Below are 17481 nucleotides of genomic sequence, written 5' to 3' on the forward strand. Positions count from 1 at the left end.
CATGTTCCCTGACCGTATTTTCTCCGGCATGCGCCCCACTGGGTCGCTGCATCTCGGCCACTATCACGGCGTGCTGAAAAACTGGGTGCGGTTGCAGTCCGAATACCCGTGCTTCTTCGCGGTCGTGGACTGGCATGCGCTCACCACGCACTACGAGACGCCCGAGGTCATCGAGAAAAACGTCTGGGAGGTGCTGATCGACTGGCTGGCGTCAGGCATCGATCCGGCGCAGGCCACGCTGTTCATCCAGAGCCGCGTGCCCGAGCACGCCGAGCTGTCGCTGCTGCTCGGCATGGGCACGCCGCTCGGCTGGCTCGAACGCGTGCCGACCTACAAGGAGCAGATCGAGAAGCTGAAGGAAAAGGATCTCGATACCTACGGCTTCCTCGGCTATCCGGTGCTGATGGCGGCGGACATCCTGCTGTATCGCGCGTCGCTCGTGCCGGTGGGCGAGGACCAGGTGCCGCACGTCGAGATGACGCGTGAAATCGCGCGCCGCTTCAATTATCTCTACGGCCGCGAACCCGGCTTCGATGAGAAGGCGCTGGAAGCCGCGAAGAAGCTCGGCGGCAAGCGTTCGAAGCTGTATCACGAGCTGCGCGTCGCATATCAGCAGGAAGGCGACGACGAAGCGCTCGAACAAGCGCGCGCGATGCTGCAGGAATCGCAGAGTCTTTCGATGAGCGACCGCGAGCGCCTGTTCGGCTATCTCGAAGGCTCGCGCAAGATCATCCTGGTCGAGCCGCAGGTGCTGCTGACGGAGGCGTCGCGCATGCCGGGCCTCGACGGCCAGAAGATGTCGAAGTCGTATGGCAATACCATCGGCTTGCGCGAGGACGCGGCGACCATCGAACAGAAGGTGCGCCGCATGCCGACCGACCCGGCGCGCGTGCGCCGCACCGATCCGGGCGATCCGGACAAGTGTCCGGTCTGGAAGCTGCACGAGGTCTACACCGACGAGACGGTCCACGCGTGGGTGCAGAAGGGCTGCCGCAGTGCGGGCATCGGTTGCCTGGAGTGCAAGCAGCCGGTCATCGAAGGCATCCTGCGCGAACAGCAGCCGATGCTCGAACGCGCGCAGAAATACATGGACGATCCGTCGCTGCTGCGCGCGATCGTCGCGGACGGCTGCGACAAGGCCCGCAAGTTCGCCACCGAGACGATGCGCGACGTACGCGAGGCCATGGGCCTGTCCTACAACTGATGGAGAGCGTGGCGAGCGCCTGGGTCACGCGCTGGGCGCATCTGCTCGCGGCCGGCGGCACGGTGCTCGATGTCGCCTCGGGCAGCGGGCGCCATGCGCGCTGGCTGGCGGCGCGCGGACATCGCGTGCTGGCGGTCGATCGCGATGCGCAGGCGCTCGAGTCGATGGCGTCGGAGCGCGGCATCGAGACGTTAAGCGCCGATCTCGAGGACGGCTCGCCGTGGCCGCTTTCCGGCCGAACGTTCGATGCAGTCGTCGTCACGAACTATCTGCACCGGCCGTTGTTCGGCGCGCTGGTGGCGTCGCTTGCGCCGGGCGGCGTGCTGCTTTACGAAACGTTCGCAGCGGGCAATGCGAGCGTGGGCAAGCCGTCCAATCCGGCATTCCTGCTCGCGCCCGGTGAACTGCTCGAGGCCGTGCGCGGAAAGTTGCGCGTCATCGGTTACGAGGACGGCTTTCTCGACCAACCGCGGCCAGCGTATGTGCAGCGGATTTGCGCGGTACGCGAGGCAGATTGGCTCACGATTGGTAACACACCCCCGGGTCCGCCGCGTTACGCGTTGCACGGCTAATCCGCTACAATCGCGAGAGATCGCGTTTCGCGGCTAAATTCACGATTAAATTCATAGAGTTTCATGACAAACGGCACAAGCGGCACAAGCGGCACCAACCAGGGCGGCCTTCAGATCCGCGGCAGCATTCCTGCCATCGTTACCCCGATGCACGAGGACGGTAGTCTCGACCTGCCGGCGTTCCGAAAACTGGTGGACTGGCATGTCGAACAAGGTTCGAACGGTCTCGTCGTGGTGGGCACGAGCGGCGAATCCGCCACGCTGTCGGTCGAGGAACACATCCTGATGATCCAGACGGCCGTCGAGCATGCGGCCAAGCGGTTTCCGATCATCGCGGGCGCGGGCGGCAACTCCACCGCCGAAGCCATCGAACTCTCGAAGCACGCGAAGAAGGTCGGCGCCGACGCCACGCTGCAAGTCGTCCCGTATTACAACAAGCCGACGCAGGAAGGCATCTATCGCCATTTCAAGGCGATCGCGGAAGCCGTCGACCTGCCCGTGATCCTCTACAACGTCCCCGGCCGCACGGTCGCGGACATGAGCAACGAAACCATCCTGCGCGCGGCGCAAGTGCCGGGCATCATCGGCGTGAAGGAAGCGACGGGCAACATCGACCGCGCCGCGCAGCTGATCAAGCACGCGCCGGCGCACTTCGGCATCTACAGCGGCGACGACCCCACAGCCATCGCGCTGATGCTGCTGGGCGGCCACGGCAACATCTCGGTGACGGCCAACGTCGCGCCGAAGGCCATGAGCCAGCTGTGCCGCGCGGCGCTCGAAGGCGACGCGGTCACTGCGCGCCGCATCCACATGCAGTTGCTGTCGCTGCACAAACAGCTCTTCTGCGAATCGAATCCGATTCCGGCCAAGTGGGCGCTCGCCGAACTGGGTCACATGCAGCATGGCATCCGTCTGCCGCTCACGCCGCTCGATGCGCGCTTCCACGACATCGTGCGCGACGCGCTGCGCGAGTCCGGGCTGCTCGGCTGATCGCAATGCGGCGGCGCGCCAGGGTCACACTCACGTGATCGCCGCGCCGCCGCAGTCGATCGACATGAAGCACTGCCTCCGTCATCAACCCACGCTCCTTGGCCTCATCGGGCGGTCCCGATGAACCGCTCGGCCCGAGCGGGATCGGCGCCAGGACCCAAGCGTCATCAGCAGCAACGAAGGACCTCATGAAACGTTCCGCTCTCCTTGTTCATGCCAAACGCCTGAGCGTGCTGTCGCTTGGCGCCAGCGCCGTGTTTGCCCTCGCCGGTTGCGATACGCTCAACGACTGGCTCGCGCCGGATCGCGTCAACTACAAGGCTGCTGAAACCGCGCCGTCGCTCAACGTGCCCTCGGACCTGACCACGGCCAACATCAGCCAGCGCTATGCCGCGCCGCCGAAGATCAACGCGCTGGGCGGCGCCGCCGAGCGTTCGGTCACGCCGGCCGGCAACGCGACGCTCGGCGTGCCGAACACGCAGGATCCGTACGGCATGCACGTCGAGAAGGACGGCGATCGCCGCTGGCTCGTCGTCGACGGCCGCTCGCCCGACCAGATCTGGGACCCGCTCAAGGAGTTCTGGCAGGAGAACGGCTTCACGCTCAAGACCGACGCGCCCGCCACCGGCATCATGGCCACCGACTGGGCCGAGAATCGCGCCAACATTCCGAACGACTGGTTCAGGAACAGCGTGGGCAAGCTGATCGACTTCGCGTATTCGTCGGGCACGCGCGACATGTTCCGCACCCAGGTGGACCGCGCGCAGGACGGCTCCACGGACATCTCCATCACGCACAGTGCGATGGAAGAAGTCCTGACGGGCCAGGACAAGACCGGCTCGCGCTGGGAAACGCGTCCGCGCAATCCGGCGCTCGAAGCGGCGGTCCTCACGAAGCTGATGCAGAAGTTCGGTCTCACCGAAGACCAGTCGAAGCAGCTGATTGCCGATGCACGGCCGGCCGGCGCGAAGGTGGCCGTGGATCCGGGCGCGGGCGGCACGTCGCTCGATCTCGCCGAGCCCTTCGATCGCGCGTGGCTGCGCGTGGGCCTGGCACTCGATCGCACGAACTTCACGGTCGACAATCGCGATCGCGAAAAGGGCATCTACTACGTGCATTACTCGGACTCGATGGCCGAGCTCAAGAAAGACGGCCTGTTCGGCAAGTTCTTCTCGAGCAACACGCCGAAGCCGACGCGCCAGTTCCTCGTCAACGTGAAGCCGAAGACGGACGCGGTCACGCAGATTGGCGTCGTCGATGCGAACGGGCAGCCGGACACATCGTCCGATGCGCAGCGCATCGTCTCGCTGCTTCACGCACAGTTGAACTAGCCATACGTGCAGGACTTCAGTTGATCAAGGTTGCATCGTGAGATTCGCCAGTCTGGGCAGCGGCAGCGAAGGCAATGCATTGCTCGTCGAGGCGTCGTGCGGCACCACGACGACGCGCGTGCTGCTCGACTGCGGCTTCTCCGCGAAGGAGATCGAGCGGCGTCTCGCGCGGCTCGATTGCCGCGCCGAAGATCTCGATGCCATCGTCATCACGCACGAGCATACGGATCACATCGGCAGCGCGATGACGCTGGCGCGCAAGTTCTCCATTCCGTTGCACATGAGCTGGGGCACGGCGCGCGCGATCGGCGCCGATGAAGGCAAGGTCGAGCTGAACGTGCTGTGGGGCGACGAGCGGGTGACCATCGGCGATCTGAGCGTGTTGCCGTACACCGTGCCGCACGATGCCCGCGAGCCGCTGCAATACGTATTCTCCGATGGCGCCAGCCGCCTGGGGGTGCTCACCGACGTGGGCGTTTCAACGCCGCATATCACGAACATGCTGAGCGGGTGCGACGCACTCGTGCTCGAATCCAATCACGATCTCGCGATGCTCGCGGCGAGCCGTTATCCGCCTTCGCTGAAGGCGCGCATCGGCGGAACGCACGGACACCTGAATAACGACGCGGCCGCGGCCATTCTCGCTTCGCTGGATCGATCGAAGCTGCGTCATCTCGTGGCTGCTCATTTGAGTCAGCAGAACAATCAGCCGCATCTGGCGCAGGCGGCGCTTGCCGCGGTGCTGGGAGCGTCGGCGCTCGAGGTGGTGGTGGCCACGCAGACGGAAGGCTTTGACTGGTTGACGTTATAGGTCGCGTCGAGATTGGCAATACATACGCATGAAGCAAGCATAAAAAAACCGGCTCGAAAGCCGGTTTTTTCGTTTGCAGGCCGCATCGAGCGACCTGCGGGGGCATAGCGCCTGAAGCCTTACTGGCTTGCGCCCGATGCCGGAGCAGCCGACGAAGCCGCAGCGTCCGAAGCAGCGCCAGCAGCCGAAGCTGCGTCGCTTGCAGCGGCCGAAGCGCTCGATGCTGCAGCGTTTGCGTCCGAAGCGGCAGCAGCCGGTGCCGAAGCAGCCGACGTATCGCTTGCAGCGCTCGGAGCAGCCGAATCGCTAGACTTGTTGCATGCAGCAAGAGCAACAGCAGCCAACAGGGATGCTACGAGGAGGGATTTCTTCATGATCACGTCCTTTTATGGTTAAAGGTAAGCAACAGCGCAAAGTACCGGTAATGTGTGCTCCAACACCGACCTGGGCCGCTGTGGAGACTCACAATTCTTTTTTGGTGTGAGACTTCCTACGGCTTGGCCGGAAATTATAGGCACTTTCGCAACGACCGTCGATAAATCGGGGGCCGATACGTTGTCTTTCTCATACAAACTTTCATATTGCGGAACGCCGTATTCTAGCATTCGCAGCGTGTTTCACAGCGTGTTTGGAAGCCTCGTCGAGCCAAGCCTGTCAAGCCCAAGCGCCTAGTTGAATCCAGCCCGCACGATACCATTCGTGCAGCAACGCTGTCATTGTCGAATCGTCTGTAAGTGTTACAAAGCGTTTCGCCTCCAGATGCCTCGAATCAGCCAATTCAGGGAGCCACTTTTTCAGCTTCGACGATAACGATGCCGCCTCGCCATTTACGAAATATGACTTCTGGTCATAGAGCAAAATGGCCTTTCTATCCAGCTTTACGCCCGTCTTTTTTGCGCGTTCAACAAAGCGTTCTTCATTCAACGCGCGTTCCGGCGAATCGAACACGACATTCGCCTTCGGCTCGCTCAAATAAGTGCCCAGAAACGCAGCGATGTCCTTTTCATTCCAGTCGATATTCGCAAGGATCGCGCCTACACGCTCCTTCAACAGTCCAGGCAGCGCGGCCGGGTTCGCCACGGGCTCTTGAGCAGGGTCGCGATAACGTGCGCTCGCGCGGGCGCCTTCGGCTGCTTCGCCTGCACGTTCAGCCAGGTGATAGAGGAACTGCGCCGTGAGCTCATGCTCCGAAGGCGCGCGAAAGCCGATGGACGCCGTCATGCATTCGCCTTCCGCAATGCCGTCGTGCGCGACGTGCGGCGGCAGATAAAGCATGTCGCCGGGCTCCAGCAGCCATTCCTCCTCAGGCTCGAAGTGCTGTAAAACTTTCAACGGCAGTCCGGGTTTTAGCGAAAGATCGCGCTGTTTGCCGATGCGCCAGCGGCGCTTGCCATGCACTTGCAACAGGAACACATCGTAGGAGTCGAAGTGAGGACCGACACCGCCGCCATCGGTGGCGTAAGAGATCATCAGATCATCCAGACGCGCGTCCGGAATGAAACGGAACTGATTCATCAGGGCATGGGCGCGGTCGTCGTGCAGGTTCGCGCCTTGCACGAGCAGCGTCCATTCACGCTTTTTCACAGATGGCAGTTCGTCAGGCGCGAACGGCCCATGCTCCATGTCCCATTTGTCGCGAAAATGGGTGATGAGACGTGACTCGACGTCGTCGAGATCGGCGAGGGCGAACAGTTCGCCGCGCGGCAGCGGAGCGGCAAGACCGGGGAACGCCTGGCGGATCAGCAGCGGCTTTTTCTGCCAGTAGCGACGCATGAACTGCCGCGGCGTGCGGTTGCCCAACAGGGGTGTGAGCTCGTCCGGCAAGGGCGCACGGGTGTGCCCGGGCGGGGTGGAACGGGGGGATGGACTGGCGTGGTGCGGCCGCTTGGGCATCGTATAATCGAGTCTTGTATCTTGGAGGATCCAATGAAAATTGCGAAAGACAAAGTCGTTTCGGTCGCGTACAAGCTATCGGATGCGCAAGGCAATCTGATCGAGGAAAGCGACGAGCCGATGGTCTATCTGCACGGCGGCTATGATGGCACGTTCCCCAAGATCGAGGAAGCGCTGGCCGGGCATGAAGCCGGCTTCGAAACGCTCATCCAACTCGAGCCGCAGGATGCATTCGGGGAGTACGATCCCGAGCTCGTGAAGATCGAGGAGCGCAGCCGCTTTCCCGAGCCGCTGGAAGTGGGCATGCAGTTCGAAGGCACGCCGGAGGATGCAGACGACGAACTGGACTCGCTGATCTATACCGTCACCGACGTCGCCGAAGACAAGGTCGTGCTGGACGGCAATCATCCGCTCGCGGGCATGGCCTTGCGTTTTGCACTGTCGGTGCAGGAAGTGCGCGACGCCACGGATGACGAGATCGAGCATCAGCACGCGCATGGCGCGGATGGACTGCAAGTCGTCGATGAAGACGACGAAGAAGACGATAACGAACCGCGCAAGGACGCGGGCCCGACGCTGCATTGAGCGCGCCGCGCCAGACCACTCATTGATGAAGAAAGCGCAGCTTCGGCTGCGCTTTTTTTATTTGTTCGGCGTTGGCGAGGTCGGCGCCGTGCCGTTCTGGACGTTCGAAGCCGGCATCGGATAGATGGGCGGCAGCGACTGCGGCGACGTCAGGATAGGTGGAAGATCGGAAGCGGGCAAGGGCATGGTCGGCGGCGCGGGCAGGGCTTCGGGCAAGTCGTCGCGCGGCAGCGCGGGCAGCGTCGGTTGTGGTTGTAGTTGCGATGGCGGCGCTGGATACGCCAGATCCGACGCGCCCGATGGCGCACCGGTCTCCACGTTGGCCGCTCCGTTCACGGTACGCATGCGCAGACGGAACGGCGGATGCCATTGCGCATCGGTCTGCACGTCGAGCCATTGCGATTGCGGCCTGGCGAACGCAATGGCCACGCGCGTCAGATTCGTGACGATCAGCCCTTTGTCGTTGCGCAGCGGCTGGTCGATATGAAAGCCGGTAGGCTCGGACGCATCCGTAGTGTGGATCACGATGACCGGCCCGCGAAACGTTTCGGCGGCCTTGACGAGACTGCGCTTGAGTTCGAGGAAGCCGTCGCGCGGCTGGTTCGCACGCGAAAAGCGCAGCCATGCAAAACGTTCACGCCGTTCATAGCGCGAGAAATCCGGATCGCCCTGCAGCAGGATGACGAGCGCACGCATGTCCGTGCGCCGGGCGGTCTCCGCCGCGTGTTCGAGCCAGAAGCTGGTGGCGACGGCGCGGTCTTCGAACTCGCCGTTGCGTCCACCCGCGGTCAGATAGTGATTGTTCGGACTCGGCACATTCAGGCCGATGAACGCGACGCCCTGCGACTGCCAGCGCACGATCTCCCGGAAGGTGCGAAAGCGCGCGACATCGCTTTGGCGCGACAGCGTGAGCGGGGTCTGGCCGAGCGTATTGGCATCGGCGAAGAACAGCTGGCGCACGAAGTCCAGCCGTTCGACGGGGTCATAGCCGCCCGCGTGAGCCTGACCGCAATCGGCCCAGTCGTGCTGGCCCAGCAGGACGATCACCGGCGTGTGCGACGCATCCAGCAGATCATGGCGCGACTGGTAGATGCTGTCGCGGCACGCTTCGGCGCTGCCCTTGAAGTTGCCGTCGTAGACGATGAACGCGATGTTGCTGTCGCGCCCGATGACATCGAGCATGCGGCGCACCGGGGCTTCGTCGGCGGGGCGCGAGAGGGCGTCGGCGAGCACCGCGAAACCGAGCGGCCCACTGGCCTGCGCATGCCCGCCGACGCTCCACATGAGCGCGGCCAGCAGCACGGCCGCGCCGGTCAGACGAGGCGCGTGAGAGAGGCGCGAGAATCCGGCACGCTCAACGCGCGTCATCCGGCGGCGCATTCGCCAGCTCGTGCAGTTCGTAGAGCAGATCGAGCGCGTCGCGCGGACGCAGGTCGTTCGGATCGAATCCGCGCAGCTTCGCTATCACCGGATGCTCGGGGGCTTCGACGGGTTCCGGCGGCGCGTCTGCTTCGTCTTCATACGGCGCATAGGGCTGGCTCGCGAAGAGATCGAACTGTGGGGTGGGCTGGTTGATGGACTGCTGTTCGAGCAGCACCAGATGCTTGCGCGCCGCGCGGATCACCGCCGACGGTACGCCCGCGAGTTGCGCCACCTGCAGGCCGTAACTCTGGTTGGCCGGTCCTTCGCTGACGGCATGCAGGAACACGATGCCGTGGTCGTGCTCGACCGCCGAGAGATGGACGTTCGCCGCCTGCGCGAATTCGCTCGGCAGTTGCGTGAGTTCGAAGTAGTGCGTGGCGAACAGCGTGTAGCAGGCGTTGTGCGTGAGCAGATGCCGCGCGATGGCCCACGCCAGCGCGAGACCGTCGAAGGTCGAGGTGCCGCGGCCGATCTCGTCCATCAGCACGAGACTCGATGCGCTGGCATCGTTGAGGATCGCGGCGGCTTCGGTCATCTCGACCATGAAGGTGGAGCGGCCGCCGGCGAGGTCGTCGGCGGCGCCGATGCGCGTGAAGATGCGGTCCAGCGCGCCGAAGCGCGCGCGTTTCGCGGGCACGTAGCTGCCGACATAGGCCATCAGCGCGATCAGCGCGGTCTGGCGCATGAACGTGGACTTGCCGCCCATGTTCGGCCCGGTGATCAGCAGGAGCTTGCGATCCTGGCTCAGGCAGCAATCATTGGCAATGAACTGCTCGACCTGCGCCTCGACCACCGGATGCCGTCCCTGTTCGATATCGATGCCCGCTTCCGCCGAAAACTGCGGCGCGACCCAGTCGAGCGCACGGGCGCGTTCGGCAAACGCACACAGCAGGTCCAGCTCGGCGAGCGCGCCGGCCACGCGCTGGCAGTCCGCGATGAAGGGCAGGAGGTTCTGCAGCAACGCATCGTATAACGCGCGTTCGCGGGCGAGCGCGCGTTCCTGCGCGGACAGCGCCTTGTCCTCGAAGGTCTTCAGCTCGGGCGTGATATAGCGCTCGGCGTTCTTCAACGTCTGGCGGCGGCGATAGTCGTCCGGCACCTTGTCCGTCTGGCCGCGCGTCACTTCGATATAGAAGCCATGCACCTTGTTGTATTCGACCCGCAGATTGGCAATGCCGGTGCGCTCGCGCTCGCGTGCTTCCAGATCAATCAGGAACTGGTCGCAGTTCTCCGAGATGTCGCGCAGTTCGTCGAGATCGGGATCGTAGCCGCGCGCGATGACGCCGCCGTCGCGGATCAGCGCGGCCGGTTCGGGCGCGATGGCGCTGGTCAGCAGGTCGAGACATTCGTGCGGCGGTTCGAGCGCGGCGGTGACGCGTTCGAGCGCGCTCGCATGCGCCGATACGCCCGCGACCTGCGCGCGCAGTTCCGGCAGCGCGGCGAAGGTGTCGCGCAGGCTCGACAGGTCTCGCGGTCGTGCCGAGAGCAGCGCGAGGCGCCCGGTAATACGTTCGATGTCCGACACCCGGCGCAGCGCCGTGCGCAACGTGTCCAGGCTGCTGGCGGCGGGCGCTTCGAGGAGTGCGCCGATGGCCTGCTGGCGTGCCTGCGCGATGGCGGCATCGCGCGGCGGATGATGCAGCCAGTGGCGCAGCAGACGGCTGCCCATGGTCGTGCAGCAGGTGTCGAGCAGGGAGAACAGGGTGGGCGATTCGGTGCCGCGCAGCGTCTCGGTCAGTTCGAGATTGCGCCGCGTGGCCGGATCCAGCCCGATGTATTCCGACTCGTATTCCACCTTCAGGCTGCGCACGTGGCGCAACTGCTGGCCCTGCGTCGCGGCCGCATAGAGCAGCAACGCGCCCGCCGCCCCGCACGCGCAGGTGAGGGTCTGCGCGCCGAAGCCGTCGAGGCTCGCGACATCCAGTTGCTCGCGCAGGCGTTGCGTGCCCGAGCCGACATCGAAATGCCAGGCTGGCACCCGGGTGATGGCGACGTGATTCGCGCCGAGATTCGTCACGCCAAGCGAGCTTTGCAGGTCCGTGATCGAATCCGCGACCAGCGTTTCCGCGGGGCGGATGCGTTCCAGCGCCGCGCCCACTTGAGCGGGGGCGACTTCCGCGAGGCGCAGCGCGCCGCTCGCCAGATTGAGCCACGCGAGCCCGACGCTCGTGACCACGCCGCGCCGGTTATGGATGGGGCAGAGCGCGAGCAGGTAGACGTCGCTTTTGTCGGAGAGCAGGGCGGCGTCGGTCAGCGTGCCCGGCGTGACCACGCGCATGACCTTGCGTTCGACGGGCCCTTTCGAGGCAGCCGGATCGCCGATCTGTTCGCAGATCGCCACCGACTCGCCGAGCTTCACGAGCTTGGCGAGATACTGCTCGCACGCGTGATGCGGCACGCCCGCCATGCGAATGGGATTGCCGCCGGACGCGCCGCGCTGGGTGAGCGTGAGATCGAGCAGGCGCGCGGCCTTCTCGGCGTCCTCGAAGAACAGCTCGTAGAAGTCGCCCATGCGGTAGAACACCAGCGTGCCGGGATGCTGCGCCTTGATGCGCAGATACTGCTGCATCATCGGCGTGTGTTGCGACAGGTCCGCAGCCGTGGCGGTTTCGCTGGAGGAGTCGGGAGTTGCCGTGTGATTGCCCATCATGCGTGCTGTGAAAGCCGGAACGTGCCGACGGCCGGACGCAACGTGCGCCCGCCGCGGACGGCGGATAACGGCGATGGTGACCAGTGAAGACCGGTTACCAGCGACAGGGCATGAGTTTAACCTGTTGGGAAGAACGGGCGGAGTCGGCCGGATGGCCTAGGGATGTTTGCAGCCGGAAGGCGAAGGCATGCCTGGATGGAACGCGGAAGGAACGCGAGCAGGTCGCAGCAAGCAAGGAGAGGCAGGGACGAAGCGCATCGTCCCCGCGGCCATCAACGAGGTGCGGACTGCATTATGCACGCGCGGCCAGAAGCCTTACGCACGCGCGGCCAGGAATCCCACCAGCAGCGCGAGTCCCGCCACTGCCCCCAGCGTGTGCCAAGGCTTGTCATGCACGAATTCATCGGCATAGCCGGCTGCGTCGCCGAGCTTGCCCGAGAACACGTTGCTCGCGCCATTCATCTGCGAGCGCGCGGACTTCAGCTTGGCTTGCAGGTCGCGCCGCAGCTTGTCGGCGTCGATGTCCTTCGCGCCGTGAATCGAGCTTTCCAGATCATCGAGCAGGCTGCGCAACTGGCTGCTGGCCGTATCGACCGCGTCGCTTGCACCGCGCACCGCGCGCTCGCCGACGTTGGCTGCGCCATTGATTTTGCTGTCGAGCGTCGAACGTGTGAACAATCCCATTTCCTTGCTCCTTTATTGACGTTGCCGAATAAGATTAGCGCCGGATTCGCCGCCTGCCACGATTTATCTCAACAGCCTGACGACCGTTCGTTTGCTACCCCGCGCAGGCTTGTCAACCGGTTGCGCGCGGGGCCGGCGAATCCAGATTCATCGAATCAGCAAGGATCATTCCTCGACCATCGCGCCCAGATCCACTTCGCGATCGTTGCGGGCGTGGCGGCGCATCGCGAGCGCCATCATCAGGCAGACGAACAGGCCAAAGACGACGATGATCCACTGCACCGGCACCTGGATGGTCAGCAGCAGCGCGTAGGCGCCGAGCATCGCCAGGACGGCGAGATTCTGGTTGAAGTTCTGCACCGCGATGGAATGTCCCGCCGACAGCAGGGTGGCGCCGCGATGTTGCAGGATCGCGTTCATCGGCACGATGAAGAAGCCCGACAGGCCGCCCAGCGCGATCATCAGCGGATAGGCCATCAGGATGTAGGCGGGCGCGAACCACGGCCCGATATGCACGCCCGCGCCGGCCGGAAACAGGTCCTTGTTGTAGAAGGCCATCGCCACCGATACCGCGCCGATCAGCACGCCCACCGGCAGCACTTTCAGCGACTGGCGCAGCACGATCCACGCGGATGCCGCCGCCGCCCCGAGCGCGATGCCCACGCCCGTGATGCCCTGCAGCACGGCCGCCTTCGACAGCGACAGGCCGAGGTTCGCGTCGGCCCACTTGAGCACCAGCAGTTGCAGCGTGACGGCGGCGCCCCACAGCAGCGTCGTGACCCACAGCGCGATCTGTGCGAGCCGGTCTTTCCACAGCACCTTGAAGCAGTGCGAGAAGTCATGCACGAGACGGGTCGGCTGGTTCAGCAGGTTCGGATAGCGCGCGCCGGTATCGGGAATGAACGCGTTGATCGCCGCCGCCGACGCATAGATCAGCATCACGGTAAACAGTGCGGCGTGCGCCGCGGTGCGCACGAAGGGCAGGTGCGCCTGCGCCACCCAGTGCGTGACCACCTGGCTCACGAGCGCGCCGCCGATCACGGTGCCGAGGATCGTCGAGCCGACCGTCGCCGATTCGAGCCAGGCATTGGCCGCGATCAGTTTCTGCGGCGGCAGGAGTTCGGTGAGGATGCCGTATTTCGCGGGCGAATAGGCCGCCGCGCCGAGACCCACGACGCCGTACGCGATCATCGGATGCACGCCCGCGATCATCAGCGCGCAGCCGGCCGCCTTCAGCGCGTTCGAGATGAACATGACGTGGCGCTTCTGGAGGGCATCCGCGAAGGCGCCGACGAAGGGGGCGAGCACCACGTAGGAAACGGTGAAGAAGATCTGCAGCAGCGGCGTGACCCAGGGCGCCGACTGCACGACGGCGAGCATGGCGATGGCGGCGATCAGGAGCGCATTGTCGGCGAGCGACGAGACGAACTGCGCGGCGATGATCGTGTAGAAGCCTTTTTTCATGACGGGCTCGATGGCAGGCTCGGCGCGCGGTCCCGAAGCCCGGCGCGGACGGGACGCGCATCGAGAGAGGCGGCCGGGGCAAAAGAGTGCATCGTAACGGAGCCCCGCGATCGATGCAGACCCGGCGCGCGTGCGCAAACGTGCGCAAACGTGCGGGAAAAGCGGGGCGCGCCCTGCGTACGGCTTATTCGCCGGTCAGGCGCGTGCGCGAGTACATGTCGAGGATCTTGATCATCTGCGCGTAGACCTTCGGGTTCGCCGCGACGATCTCGTTCTTGAACAGGAAGTCCGATTCGCCCGTGTAATTGCCGACCAGGCCGCCCGCTTCGGTTACGATCAGGCTGCCCGCCGCGACGTCCCACGGATGGATGCCCTGCTCGAAGAAACCGTCTAGCCGGCCCGCCGCGACGTTCGCGAGGTCCAGCGCCGCCGCGCCCGGACGGCGCAGGCCCGCGCACGACAGCGTCATTTCGCTGAACATGCGCATGTAGGCGTTGAGGCCCTGGCCGTCGCGGAACGGGAAGCCCGTGCCGACCAGCGCGTCCGACAGCCGGTCCAGCTTGCCGACGCGAATCCGGCGCTCGTTCAGATACGCGCCGCGGCCGCGCGAGGCGGTGAACAGGTCGTTGCGGGTCGGATCGTAGACGACCGCCTGCTGCACCACGCCCTTGTGCGCGAGCGCAATCGATACGCAGTAATACTGGAAGCCGTGGATGAAGTTGGTGGTGCCGTCGAGCGGGTCGATGATCCACTGGAACTCGGATTCGCGCTCGGTTTCGCCGGATTCTTCGGCGAGGATGGAGTGATCGGGATAGGCGGTGGTCAGCGTCTCGATGATCGCGGCTTCGGACGCCTTGTCGACTTCCGTCACGAAGTCGTTGTGCTGTTTCTTGCTGATCTGGATGCGGTCCAGGTCCAGCGACGCGCGGTTGATGATCTGTCCGGCGCGGCGCGCGGCCTTGACAGCGATATTGAGCATCGGATGCATGAGCGAAATCCTCTGGCCGCCGGCGCGTTCGAACCCACGCGCAGGCGAAAAAGTTGGCGACAACGACTGTCGACGAAAGACGAATTGAATAAGAGCGAGGCGGCCGCAAGACAGTCCGGAGTGAATCCGGCCGCCATTCACGACGCGCGAGGGCGCCATTTTACCTGAAACCCGGCGACGGGCCGCGTGCCGGTTGCGTCATGAGGCGCGCGGGGCGGTCGGCCGTCAAATCCGCGTTAACATAGCGGGCTCGAACGCTCCAATTCCAGCTTTTCCTCAGCTTACTCAGCACGAACCGCGCCTTGGACACCAACGATCTACTCCCGCCCGCCGGAGGCTTCACCTCCACCCGCTTCGTCCTCGTCGAACCGAGTCATCCGGGCAATGTCGGCGCGGCCGCGCGCGCGCTCAAGACCATGGGTTTCGCGCGCCTCGTGCTCGTCGCACCGCGCGTCGCGGACGTGAAGAACACGCCGGAAGCCATCGCAATGGCCTCCGGCGCCGATGACGTGCTCGCCTCCGCGCACGTCGTCGACACGCTCGCCGATGCGCTCACGGGCGTCCGCTGGTCGGCCGCGCTGACGGCGCGCACTCGCGAATACGGTCCGCCGCAGATGCCGCCGCGCGCGCTGGCCGAGCGCGTTCACGAATTCGTGCGGCACGGCGACATCGCGCTCGTGTTCGGCAACGAGCGCACCGGGCTCTCGAATGCCGACGTCGAACGCTGCAGCGCGCTCGCCCACATCCCGGCCAATCCGGCCTACAGCTCGCTCAATCTCGCGCAGGCCGTGCAGGTGCTGGCGTACGAACTGCGTCTCGCGTTCCAGGCGCCTGCCAGCCCGCTCGCGCTCGTCGAAACGGCGGGGCAGGGCGCGTCGAGCGAAGAAATCGAGGGAATGTATGCGCATCTCGAAGAAGCGCTCGTCGCGCTGGCGTTTCTCGATCCGGCCAACCCGAAGAAGCTGATGTCGCGCGTGCGGCGGATGTTCGCGCGCTCCGGGCTGGAGCACGAGGAAGTCAACATCCTGCGCGGCATCGCCAAGCACGTGCTGCTGCAGGCGGGGAAGGATCGCAAGGGGTGAGCGAGCGACGGGGGCCGACCGCATTCGCATCGTGGGCATCGCGGCAGACTCGGCGCGCTCGTCCTACAATCGCCGGAAAACGGCCCGAGCCGATATAAGCTTTGCGCGTTCCGTGCTATGCAGGCAACCGCCGCACGGAACGGCGCAGGCTCCGTCCTTGCCCCTGTCCCTCAATCGAGACCTCGCCATGTTCGACCGACTTCGCGAAGACATCGCCGCCATCCGCGAGCGCGATCCCGCCGCCCGCAGCGCATGGGAAGTCGTGACCTGCTATCCCGGGTTGCACGCCATCGTGCTGCATCGGTTCGCGCACGCGTGCTGGCGCGGCCAGTGGCGCTGGCTCGCGCGTTTCGTGTCGCAGGTCGCGCGCTTTCTTACCGGCATCGAAATCCATCCGGGCGCGACGCTCGGCCGGCGCGTGTTCATCGATCACGGCATGGGCGTCGTGATCGGCGAAACCGCCGAAATCGGCGACGACTGCACCATCTACCAGGGCGTGACGCTCGGCGGCACCTCGCTCACGCGCGGCGCGAAGCGTCATCCGACACTCGAACGCGGTGTGATCGTCGGGGCTGGGGCGAAGGTGCTCGGCGGCTTTACGGTGGGTGCGGAGGCGAAGATCGGCTCGAATGCCGTGGTGGTGAAGCCGGTGCCGGCAGGCGGCACGGCGGTCGGCAATCCGGCGCGCATCGTGATGCCGGCGGTCGGCAAAAAACCGGCCGAAGCGCCGGCGCGCAGCGGCTTCTGCGCCTACGGCATCACACCGAACGCCGACGATCCCATGTCCCTCGCCATCCACGGCCTGATCGATCACGCCTCGACGCAGACCCAGCGCATCGACGAGATGGTCGCGGCGCTGGAGCGGCTCGGCGCGCGCATGGAAGCGCTGAATCCGGCGGACGGCGCGGCGCTCATCGACCTCAAGCGCCTGTGCACGTCGATGGACGGCAAGACCAGCGCCGCCGCGCAAACGGCGGACACCGCCCGCTGACCCGTTACAGCGGCAGCGCGCGCAGGCCCTGTTCGTCCAGACGCAGATAGCCGCCGCGCGGCGCCGCGACATCGAGCTCCCAGTCGGGCAGCACCCAGCGCACGCCCTCGACCTCGCGATGCATCGCCGGGCGGTGCGTGTGCCCGTGAATCAGCGTATGCGTGTGGCTCCCGATGAACAGCTCGGAGACGGCCTTCTTCGTGACATCGTATTTGGGCGCGGCGCCCGCCATGCGGCCGCCTTCGCGCTGCGTGCTCTTCGTGCGCATGCGCTGGCCGATGCCCATGCGCGTCTCCAGCGGCAACGCGAGAAACAGGCGCTGCGCGATGCGGTTGCGCGCGAGCGCGCGGAAGGCCTGGTAGCCGCGATCGGCGGTGCAGAGTCCGTCGCCATGCGCGAGCACGATGCGCTTGCCGAAGCCCGTAATGACGAACGGCTCGGGCAGCAGCATCGCGCCGGCGTCCTTCATGAAACGCGGACCGAGCAGGAAGTCGCGGTTGCCGTGCATCACATACAGCCCGATGCCGCGTTCCGACAGCGTATGCATCAGCCGCGTCATGCGGCGCGCGAAAGCCGCGCGCGGGTGGGAGGAGGGCGCATCGAGGATGTCGTCGCCGATCCAGAATTCGAACAGGTCGCCGAGAATGAAGACGGAATCCGCCTCGTTCGCGGTGACCTCGACGAAATGCTCGAATGCCGTGACCGTGTTCGGCAGCGCCTCGCTCAAGTGCAGGTCGGAAATGAAAAACAGCGGGCGCGGCTGTTTCGCCGCACCCGCTGCGTTGCGATCGAATGACGCGTTCGTAGCGATCAT

General features: G+C 65.1%; 16 protein-coding genes. 8 read left to right on the forward strand and 8 right to left on the reverse strand.

From position 1 onward, the window contains the following. The first annotated feature begins 1 nt into the window (after position 1). From QCE64_RS23895 to QCE64_RS23915, 5 genes are all read left to right on the forward strand, one after another. Positions 2 to 1204, forward strand: coding sequence for a tryptophan--tRNA ligase (locus tag QCE64_RS23895; RefSeq protein WP_310006561.1), 1203 nt, complete (start codon positions 2 to 4; stop codon positions 1202 to 1204). Next, positions 1204 to 1776: a class I SAM-dependent methyltransferase gene (locus QCE64_RS23900; protein WP_309917082.1), complete on the forward strand. Its 573-nt coding sequence runs from the start codon at positions 1204 to 1206 to the stop codon at positions 1774 to 1776. Before QCE64_RS23895 ends, QCE64_RS23900 begins: the two co-directional genes overlap by 1 nt. A gap of 63 nt (positions 1777 to 1839) precedes the next feature. Next, positions 1840 to 2766, forward strand: a complete 927-nt coding sequence (gene dapA, locus QCE64_RS23905) for a 4-hydroxy-tetrahydrodipicolinate synthase (RefSeq protein ID WP_310006563.1) — start codon at positions 1840 to 1842, stop codon at positions 2764 to 2766. A 188-nt stretch (positions 2767 to 2954) separates the two neighbouring features. Continuing rightward, entirely contained in the window at positions 2955 to 4097 is a 1143-nt protein-coding gene (gene bamC, locus QCE64_RS23910; RefSeq protein WP_310006565.1) for an outer membrane protein assembly factor BamC, read from the forward strand. 37 nt (positions 4098 to 4134) lie between these two features. Next, entirely contained in the window at positions 4135 to 4908 is a 774-nt protein-coding gene (locus QCE64_RS23915) for an MBL fold metallo-hydrolase (RefSeq protein ID WP_309917075.1), read from the forward strand. 119 nt (positions 4909 to 5027) lie between these two features. Here QCE64_RS23915 and QCE64_RS23920 read toward each other — a convergent pair whose 3' ends face one another. After that, on the reverse strand, positions 5028 to 5282 hold the full coding sequence (locus QCE64_RS23920; protein WP_244825575.1) for a hypothetical protein: 255 nt from the start codon (positions 5280 to 5282) through the stop codon (positions 5028 to 5030). 280 nt (positions 5283 to 5562) lie between these two features. Then, positions 5563 to 6801, reverse strand: a complete 1239-nt coding sequence (locus tag QCE64_RS23925) for a cupin domain-containing protein (protein WP_309917072.1) — start codon at positions 6799 to 6801, stop codon at positions 5563 to 5565. Between the two features lie 33 nt (positions 6802 to 6834). On the opposite strand from QCE64_RS23925, the gene QCE64_RS23930 reads away from it, so the two are divergent. Beyond that, on the forward strand, positions 6835 to 7386 hold the full coding sequence (locus QCE64_RS23930) for a peptidylprolyl isomerase (RefSeq protein WP_309808810.1): 552 nt from the start codon (positions 6835 to 6837) through the stop codon (positions 7384 to 7386). 57 nt (positions 7387 to 7443) lie between these two features. Here QCE64_RS23930 and QCE64_RS23935 read toward each other — a convergent pair whose 3' ends face one another. The 5 genes from QCE64_RS23935 to QCE64_RS23955 all read right to left on the reverse strand — a co-directional run bounded on the left by QCE64_RS23935 (position 7444) and on the right by QCE64_RS23955 (position 14594). Beyond that, positions 7444 to 8754, reverse strand: a complete 1311-nt coding sequence (locus tag QCE64_RS23935; RefSeq protein WP_310006567.1) for a hypothetical protein — start codon at positions 8752 to 8754, stop codon at positions 7444 to 7446. After that, positions 8741 to 11455, reverse strand: coding sequence for a DNA mismatch repair protein MutS (gene mutS / locus QCE64_RS23940; RefSeq protein ID WP_310007349.1), 2715 nt, complete (start codon positions 11453 to 11455; stop codon positions 8741 to 8743). The genes QCE64_RS23935 and mutS overlap by 14 nt, the downstream gene beginning before the upstream one ends. A gap of 318 nt (positions 11456 to 11773) precedes the next feature. Further along, positions 11774 to 12142 (reverse strand): glycine zipper domain-containing protein, encoded by a 369-nt coding sequence (locus tag QCE64_RS23945; protein WP_309916985.1) that lies wholly within the window; start codon positions 12140 to 12142, stop codon positions 11774 to 11776. Positions 12143 to 12307: 165 nt separating this feature from the next. Beyond that, the gene (gene lplT / locus QCE64_RS23950) at positions 12308 to 13606 is read right to left on the reverse strand and encodes a lysophospholipid transporter LplT (RefSeq protein ID WP_309916982.1); all 1299 of its coding nucleotides are present in this window, start codon (positions 13604 to 13606) and stop codon (positions 12308 to 12310) included. Positions 13607 to 13790: 184 nt separating this feature from the next. Beyond that, a complete protein-coding gene (locus QCE64_RS23955; protein WP_309808802.1) occupies positions 13791 to 14594 on the reverse strand; it encodes an inositol monophosphatase family protein in 804 nt (267 codons plus the stop codon). Between the two features lie 302 nt (positions 14595 to 14896). On the opposite strand from QCE64_RS23955, the gene QCE64_RS23960 reads away from it, so the two are divergent. Together QCE64_RS23960 and cysE are read left to right on the forward strand one after the other, a co-directional pair. Next, positions 14897 to 15676, forward strand: a complete 780-nt coding sequence (locus QCE64_RS23960) for an RNA methyltransferase (protein WP_309916979.1) — start codon at positions 14897 to 14899, stop codon at positions 15674 to 15676. A 187-nt stretch (positions 15677 to 15863) separates the two neighbouring features. Beyond that, on the forward strand, positions 15864 to 16667 hold the full coding sequence (cysE, locus tag QCE64_RS23965; protein ID WP_309916976.1) for a serine O-acetyltransferase: 804 nt from the start codon (positions 15864 to 15866) through the stop codon (positions 16665 to 16667). Between the two features lie 4 nt (positions 16668 to 16671). On the opposite strand, the gene QCE64_RS23970 is transcribed toward cysE, so the two are convergent. Beyond that, a complete protein-coding gene (locus QCE64_RS23970; protein WP_310006569.1) occupies positions 16672 to 17481 on the reverse strand; it encodes a UDP-2,3-diacylglucosamine diphosphatase in 810 nt (269 codons plus the stop codon).

Origin of the sequence: Caballeronia sp. LZ043 (assembly GCF_031451075.1) — a bacterium.
GTDB lineage: Bacteria > Pseudomonadota > Gammaproteobacteria > Burkholderiales > Burkholderiaceae > Caballeronia.